Source organism: Desertivirga arenae, assembly GCF_017355785.1.
GTDB lineage: Bacteria > Bacteroidota > Bacteroidia > Sphingobacteriales > Sphingobacteriaceae > Desertivirga > Desertivirga arenae.
This window is the reverse complement of record NZ_JAFEWE010000021.1, coordinates 11,988-24,587: the sequence shown is the minus strand read 5'-3', so window position 1 is coordinate 24,587 and position 12,600 is coordinate 11,988. Positions and strand designations below refer to the sequence as shown.

Genomic DNA, 12,600 nt, shown 5'->3' with positions numbered 1-12,600 from the left:
AGATCTTGCTAACAGCCCTTCTTTCTCCTATACAAGCCAAGGCGCTATTTAGTTGCGCTTTAGGGATGAGGAACTAACCAGTTCTCTATCATTTCTTTCCCATGTTCTGTTAACACCGATTCGGGATGAAACTGAACTCCTCTTACATCATATTCAATATGCCGCAGAGCCATGATCACCCCTTCAGCATCTTTTGCTGTGACTTTAACAGTTTCTGGCAGGCCTTCGCGACTAACAGCCCATGAATGATAACGACCGATCTTAAAAGATCCGGGGAGACCTTTAAATAAAGGTTCCTCTTCGTCTAGAATCTGCATATCGGTAGCTCTGCCATGAACCGGGTAGGATAGGTTATACAAGCTTCCTCCAAATACCTCTCCCATTGCCTGCATCCCAAGACAAACGCCGAGGATACTTTTAGTTGGCGCGTAGGTTCTGATAACCTCCTGCAATAATCCAGCTTCTGAAGGAATACCGGGACCTGGTGATAGAAGAATTTTATCAAATTGTTCTACCTCCTTAAGTTCAAATTTATCATTTCTCCAAACGGTCGGTTCATGGCCACACTCATGCAGTAAATGAACAAGATTGAACGTAAAGGAGTCGTAATTATCAACAACTAATATCTTCATCTTAATATTTTTAATTTATTTGGTTAATAAGGGAAGGCTTTTCCCTGTTTAACCAGTTAACCCAATTTTAGGCGGGCTTTTCCACCTGTGCTACGATAGAACCAGCTAGCTCTAAAGCCTTGCGCAAAGCACCTACTTTTGTATTAACCTCATTAAGTTCACTTTGAGGATCAGAATCTGCTACAATACCCGCCCCAGCCTGATAGTGAAGGACATTATTCCGGCTCATGAATGAACGAATCATAATTGCATGATTAAAATCGCCATTAAAGCCCATATAACCAATTGCTCCACTGTAAAATCCTCTTGGACCGTTTTCATATCGGTCTATTAAAGTCATAGCCATGTACTTTGGCGCTCCACTAAGAGTTCCTGCAGGGAAAGTATCGCCCACAACATAAAAAGGATGAGCTTTTTCCTGTAAGCTTCCAGTAACTTTTGAAACCAGATGGATCAAATGCGAGTAATATTGTACTTCTTTAAATGCCCTGACTTTAACATTATTACAATGTCTGCTGAGATCGTTACGAGCGAGATCTACCAGCATTACATGCTCGGCAACCTCCTTGGGATCGTTCTCTAGTTTTTTTGCCAACTCTGCATCTAATACATCATTTCCCGTACGGCGAAAAGTTCCGGCGATAGGATAGATGGAGGCCTCTCCGTTTTTAATAGTAAGCTGTGCTTCAGGAGAAGATCCAAAAAGCTTAAAATTTCCGTAATCAAAATAAAATAAGTAAGGCGATGGATTTATAGACCTTAAGGCTCGGTAAACATTAAACTCATCTCCCTGGAATGGTTTTGCAAACGCTCTGGAAGGAACTATCTGAAAAACGTCTCCTCTGAAGATATGTTGCTTCATTTTATTAACTACTTCAACGAAACCCTCATCACTGAAGTTTGATGTCTCGTCACCCGATGTCTCAAACGGATATTCTGGGAAATTCTTATTCTGAATTAAGTATTGAATTCTTTCTAACCCCGAAGGCTCTGCTTCTGAAGCCCTGGATTCGAAAAGGTACATCTCATTCTTAAAGTGGTCGATTGCAATAACATACCGGTACAGATGGTATTGTAACAAAGGTATATCACGCTCTCCCTTTCGTTCAGTTGTAAGCGTTATATCTTCAAAGAATTCAATAGTTTCATAAGCAAAATATCCGAACAAGCCACTTGAGATATATTTGAAGCTATCTTTTAAATTAGATTCAAAACTACTTCTAAAAGCGGTAACCTCTTCCTGAAGATTAATCCCCTCTGATGATTTTTCATTTTTCCTGCCATCTGGAAAGTAGGTTATTAAAGAATTCTTATCCAAAAGTATTCCCCCGATAGGGTCACAGCAAACGTAACTCATACTATTTTCACGGCTGTGATAGTCTGAACTTTCGAGTAATATGCTGTTAGGAAAAACATCTCTTAAACGCAGATATATAGCTACAGGGGTGGTGGTGTCTGCAAGAAGTTTTTTATAGGTAGTATTTAAAATATACTTCATTTTTGGTTGCATTGAGACTTAAGAGTTAAGATTATACTTAAGTCACTGTTATTACTAAATCTTATTCTTTTGGTTACAGTGTTTAATAGGGATAAATAAAAAACCCGACGTTGTTAGCGTCGGGTTGTTATATTTATTAAGATCTTTTACTTGATATCTCTATTAAACATACCTTATCCGGCGCAAATACTTTTTTGCCACCACCAGTTTTGAGTATGTAATGCGTTCATCATGAATACAAAAAAATGTAAAGATTTTTTAATTAGCAAATTTTTTGTCAAAGTCTTTATAATAAAGGACGATCTGAGGATACTAAAGGTCTCTAAGAAAACTAAGCCACAGTCATTCCGAATATTCCTCTGCCACTCATAGCCAACGCTGCAAGTACTACTATTACAGCTATGGTATAAAAAATAGCGATGGTACGATGTTTATCTACAGAGGCCAAAGCTCTTTTAGATTTTGAATAGCCTACTGTAATCAGTACGATCGCAATAATCATCATTGCCATGTGTTCAACTTTCCAGTAACGCAGGGAACTATTTTTCATTGCAGCTCCAAACTCTGCTGAATTAACTATAGGACTTATAAAATATAATATTAAGCCAACAACAAGCTGAAGGTGTGCTGAAATCAAAGCAAGAAGATTCAATACCTTGTTCCCTTTAGTATACTCCTTATTCCCAAACCAACCCGCAAACGCAAGCAGAATTGAAAGAACGCTTGCTATAATTACTGCGAAGCGGATGATAGAGTGTGTAGTTAAGAAAGCAGAATACATAGTTGTTTTTTAAAGTGTAATTTATGTTTTAAGTAACAAGTCGGCGATTATAATAACCCTTACAGGTTATTTCACCAGTTGTTTTCTGGCATCAAAGTAACGGATTGGAAAAGCAAAATTCAAATTAAAAAGATGAAGAAATTACCGGGTCATAATAGGTGATTATTATATTACAGAGCAATAATCTTTCTCAAGTGAAATTGGAAAAAGCCTTCCAACGAATCGGTTCTTTTGTCATTATTATTAAAGTTTAAAGGCTTTATAAGATAACCTGATACACCTAACTGTTCGGTGGTTTTTCGGTCTGCTTCATCTCCGGATGTTGTCATAACAAACACTTTCAAGTCCCTTAACTTCTCATCCTGTCTTAGCGCCTTCAAAAATTCAATACCATTCATTTTTGGCATATTTAAATCAAGCAAAATAATATCAGGAAGGGGTTTTTCACGCAGCTTACACTGCTGTAAAATTTCAAGAGCTTCTATTCCATTGTATGCTGTATCTAAATTATAGGAATGTTCCAACTTCCTTAAAGAGCGCTTCACACTGATCACGTCCAGCTCATCATCTTCAACCAGTAATATATTCCTTACTTCCATAAATATTAGTCTTTAGGCCAGGTGAAAATAAAGGCTGTTCCTTTACCTGGTTCCGATTCTACTTTTATTGTACTTTGTTTTTCTTCTATAATACGCTTAACGATAGCCAAACCAATTCCAGTACTTTCTTTATCATGTTTCTCCCGTAATGTTTGAAATATTTCAAAGATCTTCGAGTGATATTGCGGATCGATTCCTATACCATTGTCTATAACTTTAAACTGAAACGCATTCAACTTCTCTTCAGACTGTATCTCAATGGCAGGATTTTCTCCTTTACTGTATTTAACAGCGTTGCTAATAAGATTACTAAATACCTGTTCTAATCTGATCTTCTCTGTAAACAATACTGGCATCTTGTCAATGTTTAGTCGAAAGCTTTCGGGCACTAGCATTTCGGCTATACCTTGCAACATTATATTAACATCAACAACCTCCTTCACAGGCTTATCCCTGCTAATTCTTGCATAGTCCAGAAGACCGTGAATAAGATCTTCCATTCTATTAATGCGCTGAGGAATTATATTAAGATACTTCCTCATTTCGGAGGATATTTCTTCTCCAAGATCCTCCTCGATCCATTGTACTACATTATAAATACCTCTTATAGGGGCCTTTAAATCGTGCGAAACAACATAAGCAAATTGGTTAAGCTCTCTATTTCTCTTCTCAAGCTCGCTAATGTTCTTACTAAGCTCTGTTGACATGATATTCAGGGAATTTGAAAGGCTAGTTAATTCGTCATTTTTATTGTCCTTAACCAGAATAAACTGTCCTTTAGAAATACTTTCAGCTAAATTAACCATCTGTTTAATACGACGGGATATTAGCAGCACAATATAAATTCCACTCATAACTCCAACAGCAACAGTGAGCATCGAAAATATGAACGAAAAGGTTTTAGTTCGATCAATGGAAAGCAAAAGCTGATCACGACGGTTTTCCCTTACTTGATATTCAAGTCGATCAAAGCGTCGAAAGATACTGGCGATATTATCGTTAATCTTTTTTCCTACCTGCTTTCGAAGCTTGTTTTCGAAAAGGTACTGGTAGCGATTGGAAACCCTGCTTTCTTCCAGAGATTCCTTTTTTGCCTCAATGAGTGAGTTAGCATAATTTATCCATTCCTGATGCAATCTAGCTATAGAATCTAGTTTTCTTGACTGAACATCAGATTCCTTTATAAGTGCACGTTGTTCGTTAAAAAGTCTAGGAATAACTTTTAAACCGGAGAAATAGGGTTGTAAGAATTCTTGCTCATCTGTAAGTAAGTATCCTCTAAATCCGCTCTGCATTTCGATTATACTCTTATGCAAGCGACTTGAATTCCTGATTACAGCTTCTGAACGCGTAAGAAATACAATGTTTTGATTAACCTTATCAGATAGTAAATTATTAACATAAGAATCTACCAGTGAAAGAACGATCACTACCGAGAACCCTAAAAATATAAGTGTTGATAATCTCAAAAATAGGATTATTAATAAGGTTGATTAGAATTAACTTAGGCTGTAGCCATATTTGCGTCCTCATTAAATACAGGCATTGTAAACGTAAAACAAGTGCCTTTGCCCAGTTCACTATCAACACTGATCGTCCCTCCATGTTGGGTGACAAAGTCCTTAACCAATAATAATCCTAAACCTGTTCCCTGCTCATTATTGGTACCGCTAATTGAGGGAGCTACTTGTTGAAAAAGTCTTGTTCTCATCTCATCATTCATTCCCACTCCACTATCTTTAACGCATATTTCCACCATTCTTTCATTTGCTTTTGCACTAACCTGTACTAAACCACCCTCAGGTGTAAATTTAATAGCATTAGTTATAAGGTTTTGCAAGATGGATCGAAGCATTAAGGCATCTGCATTTACAAAAATATTTTCTTTAATGGCGTTCTCGAGTCGGATGGATTTCTGTACGGCATTATTTCGCAGGACATCTATCGATTCTTTTGCTCCCTTAACTAATTGGAGCCTGGAAGGATTGAAATTTGTTTTCTCCCGTTGAGTTTTAGCCCATTCAACCAGCTCATTCAACTGATTAAGTATTTTCTTTGAAGTACGATGAATTACCTGAGAAAAGTTCTTTACCTCTGATGGACCTAATTTTTCTATATCTCTTGAAAGCTTCTCAGATGAGGCTAATAAAGCTGTAAAAGGGTTCCTCAAATCATGAGAGATCACTGAAAGTATCTTGTCTTTTGCCAGATTGAGATCTTTTAATTCCTTATTAAGGTTTTCCAACTCAATCGTCCTCTCTTTCACCCGGTCCTCTAGATCGAGGTTCAATTTCTTTAGATTCTCATTGGATTCCCTTAGCTCTTCCTGTGCTTTCTTGAGAAGCTGATTCTTCTGATTGAGTTCAGCGAATACAGCAACCTTAGAACGGAGCATCTGGGGATTAAAAGGCTTTCGAATATAGTCAACCGCTCCTGCTTTATATCCCTTGAAAATATTAGTCTCTTCGTAATCCTGACCAGTGATAAAAATAATAGGTATATGCTTAAGCTTTTCCCGTTGATAGATCAATTCTGCGGTTTCGTAGCCGTCCATAATTGGCATTTTTACATCCAATAAGATCAACGAAAAATCGTCTTCCTTCAATAGGATTTTAAGCGCATCCATCCCAGAGGTTGCTTTTGAAAAGGCGTATCCTTCCTTCTCAAGCACGATTTCCATAGACATTAGGTTGTCTTCACGGTCATCTACCAATAAAATCTTAATTGTATCTGAAGCCAATTCGCGTGCGTGTTTGCTATTATTGTTAAAAAACCTATGAGGTTAATCCTCATAGGTAATATTTATCGGTGACCTGTATGACAAAATACTATCCTACAGGTTTAAACAAGTTTCATTTTTTATCAATGGAGAATAAACAACCCTTCAGAAAATTTAGATTCTATAAGGTTGCTTATCGATCTATTGATATAACCAAACCTTCATCAAAGATAACAACTGATCTGTCTTAACAGGCTTAGTAATGTAATCAGAGGCTCCGGACGCAATACATTTCTGCCTGTCGCCAATCATTGCTTTGGCAGTTACGGCAATAATAGGCAATTGCTTATTCTTTGGCTCCTTACGAATCCATTGAATTGTTTCATAACCATCCATTTCAGGCATCATAATATCCATTAATACTATGTCAATATCTTTATTGTCATTTAGTATCTCAAGAGCTTCACGACCACTTTCAGCAGTTATCACCTGCAGTTGAGAACGCTCAAATGCAGCTGTTAGTGCAAACAGGTTACGCACATCATCATCTACTACAAGAACTTTTTTATTATCAAGTATATCCTTATCGCCTTTAACCTCATTCAAAAGCTTAACCTTATCTTCAGGTAGGCCTTTTATGTCCAGGTGAAGCATTCGGGAAACTTCATTCAATAATTGTTTTTCTGTTCCTTGTGACTTCACAATCATTTTATGTGCTACGCGCTTTAAGTGAATCAATTGGTCAGAAGATACTTCTTTCTCGGAATAAAGAATGATTGAAGTTTGGAACTGTCGGTTAATGTTGAGATGGTTTGCGATCTGATCCGCATCAGGCTTATTGTAATCTAAAACAATACAATCAAACTGATCTTCCTTTAATTGTTCCAAGCCAGCTTTCATACTTTCTACTGTCGCAACCTGTGTATTTTCGCTTTCCAACAATTGAGAGATGCGCTGAAGCTCTTCTTTATCATCTTCGATAAGCAATACTTTCTTCGTTTTACGCTCACTAAAGTTGAGGATACCTGAAAGAAGTTCATCTAAGGATTTATTGGATAAAGGTTTCAGGTGGAAACTTTTTGCCCCATATTTTAAAGCAAGAGCTCTGTTATCTTCTCCAGAAATTAAATGAACAGGAATATGCCGCAAATTATAGTCGTTCTTAAGCAGTTTAAGAATTTTCCATCCATTAGACTCCGGCAAATTGACATCGAGCGTTATCGCAATTGGATTATAGTTCTGGATTGCATCAAAGATCTCAATATAATTAACAGCTACGACAGCCTTCAAACCGAAATCGTGAGCTTTGTCAAGCATGATCTTAGTGAAGCGAATGTCATCCTCAATTACTAGGATTACTTTATCGCCAGGATGAATATTATGTTTATCATCATCAACAATCGACTCTGTTACTTCTGGAGTCGTTTTGTTCACTGCAGGATAGGTACTAGCTGCTGCTGCTGCATAATCACCTATCTGTTTTGTTCCTTCTTTATACTTTAATGGCAGGAAGAGCGTAAATGCACTGCCTTTTCCAAGCTCGCTTTCCACAGTAATAGTACCTCCAAGGAGCTCCGCAAAACCTTTCGAGATAGAAAGACCAAGACCAGTACCTCCGTACTTACGGCTGGTAGAACCTTCTGCCTGCTGGAATGCTTCGAAGATAATTCCCTGCGTTTTCTTAGATATACCAATACCTGTATCCTCAATAGAGAAGGCAATCACATGATCTACTCCAGTTAACGGATTTCGTAAAGATGCACTTGGTCTCTGTATACTTAATTTAACACTTCCTTTTTCAGTGAATTTAAAGGCATTGGATAATAGGTTTTTCAGGATCTGATTAAGACGTTGAATATCCGTCTCCATAATTTCCGGAAGATCTTCTTCAATGTGAATATCGAAGTTAAGATTCTTAGTTTCTGAAATTGGTTTGAAGGTAGTTTCTACAAACGAAGCAATTTCACGGAAGCTTACAGGCATAATGTCAGCCGAGATAACCCCTGACTCGATCTTAGAAAGGTCAAGGATATCATTGATCAGCTGGATCAGGTCGTATCCACAAGAGTGGATAGTCTTAGCGTACCTGATCTGTTTTTCGGTTAAGTTCCCTTCGTGGTTTTCAAACAATTGCTGCGCAAGGATGAGTAAGCTGTTGAGCGGCGTTCTCAACTCGTGCGACATGTTTGCAAGGAATTCGGATTTATATTTGGAGGTTAGCGTGAGCTGCTCGGCTTTTTCTTCTAATGATCTTCTTGCTTCTTCGACCTCTTTGTTGATCTGCTCCACCTCTTCCTTTTGTTTCTCAAGAAGTTGTGCTTTATCGTGAAGTTCGTCGTTAGCACGTCTCAACTCTTCCTGCTGTGCTTTCAGCTCATTTGCAAGGGACTGAGATTGGGCAAGGAGTTCCTCTGTACGTGTATTCGTCTCAATGTTATTCAGTACGATACCAATAGACTCAGTTAACTGGTCGAGGAAGTCTAAGTGGGTTGGACTAAATGTTTCGAATGACGCTAGTTCAATTACTGCTTTGATATTGTTTTCGAACAATACCGGAAGGATAACCAGGGCAGAAGGTGTTGCACTTCCAATGCCTGAATTGATCTGCAGATAGTCTCCCGGCACATTCGTTAATAAGATCCTTTCTTTATCTAAAGCACATTGACCAACGAGCCCTTCATTAATAGAGAATGATTCGCTTAGTGTACGTTTATTATCATGCGCATAAGCAGCAAACATTTTGAGCATGGCATCTGAAGCTTCCGGCTGTTCTAAAATGTAGAATGCTCCGTAGCGGGCATTTACCAGTTCAGCAAGTTCAGATAGTACTTTATTTGCTACTGCGTTCCGGTCACGCTGCCCTTGAAGCATCTGCGTGAACTTCGCTAAGTTGGATTTCAGCCAGTCTTGCTCATGGTTCCTCAAGGTTGTTCCTTTAAGATTGGCAATCATCTGGTTAATGGTATCTTTTAATGCTTCCAGCTCTCCTTTTGCTTCTACACGGATTGTCCGGGTTAAGTCACCCTTTGTTACTGCAGATGCTACCTCAGAGATTGAACGCACCTGAACAGTTAAGTTTTGTGCCAGCTGGTTTACGTTTTCTGTTAAGTCTTTCCAGGTTCCTGATGCTCCCGGTACACTCGCCTGACCACCTAATCGACCTTCCACACCCACCTCACGGGCCACCGTTGTTACCTGATCGGCAAATACGGCTAGTGTATCAATCATCTCATTGATAGCGTCGGTCAGCTGTGCTACCTCACCCATCGCGTTGATGGATAGACGTTGTTTCAGGTTACCTTTCGCTACCGATGTTGCCACCTTCGCAATACCACGAATCTGTACCGTTAAGTTGGAAGCCATTTGGTTCACCGAGTCCGTTAAGTCTTTCCACGTACCGGCAACCCCTTTTACGTGTGCCTGACCACCCAGTTTACCTTCCGTACCTACCTCACGAGCTACACGTGTTACCTCAGATGCAAAGGAGTTCAGCTGATCCACCATCGTATTGATAGTATTCTTTAGCTCCAATACCTCACCTTTCGCATCAATGATTACCGTTTTACTTAAGTCTCCGGATGCTACCGCTTTTGTTACCTCAGCAATGTTACGTACCTGGGATGTTAAGTTGGACGACATCTGGTTTACAGAGTCCGTTAAGTCTTTCCAGGTACCTGCTACCCCAGGCACGAATGCCTGACCTCCCAAGTTACCGTCGGTACCCACCTCCCGGGCCACACGTGTTACCTCGGATGCGAAACCACGGAGCTGATCCACCATCGTATTGATAGTTTCTTTAAGCTGAAGGATCTCGCCTCGTACGTCAACTGTAATTTTTTTGGACAAGTCGCCATTCGCTACCGCGATGGATACATCCGCAATGTTACGAAGCTGTGCAGTAAGGTTACCCGCCATTTTATTTACGGAGTCCGTTAAGTCTTTCCACGTTCCATCTACCCCCGGTACGTTGGCCTGACCTCCCAGCTGGCCTTCTGAACCTACCTCACGGGCCACACGAGTTACCTCGGATGCGAAACCACGGAGCTGATCCACCATTGTATTGATTGTATTTTTAAGCTCAAGGAGCTCTCCTTTTGCATTTACTGTAATTTTGCGGGAAAGGTCACCTTTTGCCACCGCTGTAGTTACCTCGGCAATGTTACGTACCTGCGACGTTAAGTTATCGGCCATTTTATTTACGGAGTCTGTTAAGTCTTTCCAGGTACCACCTACACCCGGTACGTTTGCCTGACCACCCAGTTTACCTTCAGAACCTACCTCACGTGCCACACGAGTTACCTCAGAACCAAAGGAGTTCAACTGATCCACCATCGTATTAATGGTCACTTTCAGCTCGAGCATTTCCCCTTTTACGTCTACCGTAATCTTCTTGGAAAGGTCACCCTTTGCTACCGCTGTTGTTACCTCGGCAATATTCCGCACCTGACCTGTCAGGTTACCAGCCATCTGGTTTACGGAGTCTGTTAAGTCTTTCCAGGTTCCTCCGACACCCGGTACGTTTGCTTGTCCACCCAACTTTCCTTCTGTACCTACCTCTCTCGCCACACGAGTTACCTCGGAAGAGAAGGAGTTCAGCTGATCCACCATCGTGTTGATCGTATTTTTTAGCTCTAAGAGCTCACCTTTTGCATCTACTGTGATTTTACGGGAAAGATCTCCTTTCGCTACCGCCGTGGTTACATCCGCAATATTACGTACCTGGTCGGTAAGGTTAGATCCCATCTGGTTTACGGAGTCTGTCAGATCCTTCCAAACCCCGCCGACACCTTTTACTTTCGCCTGACCTCCCAGTTTTCCCTCTGTACCTACCTCAAGTGCCACACGCGTTACTTCTGATGCGAAGGAGTTCAGCTGATCCACCATGGTATTAATGGTTTTCTTCAGCTCCAACATTTCCCCTTTTACGTCCACGGTGATCTTCTTGGATAAGTCACCATTAGCAACCGCTGTAGTTACACCTGCAATGTTACGAACCTGAGATGTAAGGTTACCAGCCATACGGTTTACTGAGTCTGTTAAGTCTTTCCAGGTTCCCGCAACTCCCGGTACTTTCGCTTGTCCACCCAACTTACCTTCCGTACCTACCTCGAGCGCCACACGTGTTACCTCCGACGAAAAGGAGTTCAGCTGATCCACCATCGTATTGATCGTGTTCTTAAGCTCAAGAATTTCTCCTTTTGCCTCTACTGTAATCTTACGGGTAAGGTCACCTTTCGCTACTGCTGTTGTTACAGCAGCAATATTACGCACTTGAGCAGTAAGGTTACCAGCCATAAGATTCACGGAGTCTGTCAACTCCGCCCATACACCTGCAACGCCTTTAATTTTTGCCTGTTCCCCCAACTTACCTTCAGCTCCTACCTGACGTGCAACTCGTGTTACCTCCATAGTAAAAAGTCGAAGCTGCTCGAGCATTTGATTAGATTCTTTTGCTATACGGAGGAACTCACCCTTTAATGGCTGACCATTTATTTCTAAAGGAATTTGTCTTGAAAGGTTACCATTTGCCACTGAATTAATCATGCCAGCTATTTCAAGGGTAGGATAGGTAAGGTCAGTTATTAAGCCATTTAAAGACTTAACACCGACAGCCCACTGACCGCGTGCATCAGGCATTTCAACCCGTTTCGATAAATTGCCTTTCTTACCAATAATCTTCTCAGCTGTACAGATCTCTGTTACAAACTGTTCACTCATGTCAATAATGTCATTCAGGACTTCACATATCCTCCCACTTATCCCTGCTTGTTTTACTGGCATACGAACATCAAGCTTCCCGTTTTTAACCTGAGAAAGAACGTTTAAAAGCTCTTTAAGGTCAAGAGAGTCTTCTTTAACTCCATTTTTCTTAGGAATGCTGTTTAGTTCCCCTTCTAATAAGATTTCCTGTTCCATATAATAAATAATACGAGTCGTAGTTTTTGAGCAGATATCCAACGTGTAATTAGTTGAACAACTGTGTTTATGTATTCTTATATCAATTGTTTAATACAAACGACAGACAACGCGTCTATCTTGTACATCATACTTTAGGCTTAGAACATCCCGCTTAAACTCATGCGGGCTAATTTTAGTGGTAAGAGTAAAAATTCCTCATGTAGTCGCTTTTAATGTTGAACACAAAACTTCTCTAAGACTTCCCCTTCTTTCATAAAATCACCATTAGTGCCACTCTTCCGTGACTAGAAAACAGTAACCATTTCGTCTTTAAATTGTTTTTAAATAAGTAATTATTATAAGTGACATCTAAAATTCGAGTAGAAATACAATATGAAATAGTAAAAATACTTAAAACATCAAGTATTTATACCCGTTAGAATTCAAGCAAACTATTCAAGGAGGTTTATAAA

At 39.9% G+C, this 12,600-nt stretch carries 7 protein-coding genes; all 7 read right to left on the bottom strand.

Annotated elements, in window-relative coordinates:
- Nucleotides 1–59: 59 nt before the first annotated feature.
- The 7 genes from J4N24_RS24380 to J4N24_RS24350 all read right to left on the bottom strand — a co-directional run bounded on the left by J4N24_RS24380 (nucleotide 60) and on the right by J4N24_RS24350 (nucleotide 12,145).
- Nucleotides 60–632 carry an anthranilate synthase component II gene (locus tag J4N24_RS24380; RefSeq protein ID WP_207536354.1) on the bottom strand — a complete coding sequence of 191 codons (573 nt, stop codon included), beginning with the start codon at nucleotides 630–632 and terminating at the stop codon, nucleotides 60–62.
- A 67-nt stretch (nucleotides 633–699) separates the two neighbouring features.
- Nucleotides 700–2,130, bottom strand: a complete 1,431-nt coding sequence (locus J4N24_RS24375) for an anthranilate synthase component I family protein (RefSeq protein ID WP_207536353.1) — start codon at nucleotides 2,128–2,130, stop codon at nucleotides 700–702.
- Nucleotides 2,131–2,461: 331 nt separating this feature from the next.
- Nucleotides 2,462–2,911, bottom strand: coding sequence for a cytochrome B (locus tag J4N24_RS24370; protein WP_207536352.1), 450 nt, complete (start codon nucleotides 2,909–2,911; stop codon nucleotides 2,462–2,464).
- Nucleotides 2,912–3,081: 170 nt separating this feature from the next.
- The gene (locus J4N24_RS24365; protein WP_207536351.1) at nucleotides 3,082–3,510 is read right to left on the bottom strand and encodes a response regulator; all 429 of its coding nucleotides are present in this window, start codon (nucleotides 3,508–3,510) and stop codon (nucleotides 3,082–3,084) included.
- 5 nt (nucleotides 3,511–3,515) lie between these two features.
- Nucleotides 3,516–4,979 (bottom strand): sensor histidine kinase, encoded by a 1,464-nt coding sequence (locus tag J4N24_RS24360; protein ID WP_207536350.1) that lies wholly within the window; start codon nucleotides 4,977–4,979, stop codon nucleotides 3,516–3,518.
- Between the two features lie 35 nt (nucleotides 4,980–5,014).
- On the bottom strand, nucleotides 5,015–6,250 hold the full coding sequence (locus J4N24_RS24355) for a hybrid sensor histidine kinase/response regulator (RefSeq protein ID WP_207536349.1): 1,236 nt from the start codon (nucleotides 6,248–6,250) through the stop codon (nucleotides 5,015–5,017).
- A gap of 180 nt (nucleotides 6,251–6,430) precedes the next feature.
- On the bottom strand, nucleotides 6,431–12,145 hold the full coding sequence (locus tag J4N24_RS24350; protein WP_207536348.1) for a HAMP domain-containing protein: 5,715 nt from the start codon (nucleotides 12,143–12,145) through the stop codon (nucleotides 6,431–6,433).
- Nucleotides 12,146–12,600 lie beyond the last annotated feature (455 nt).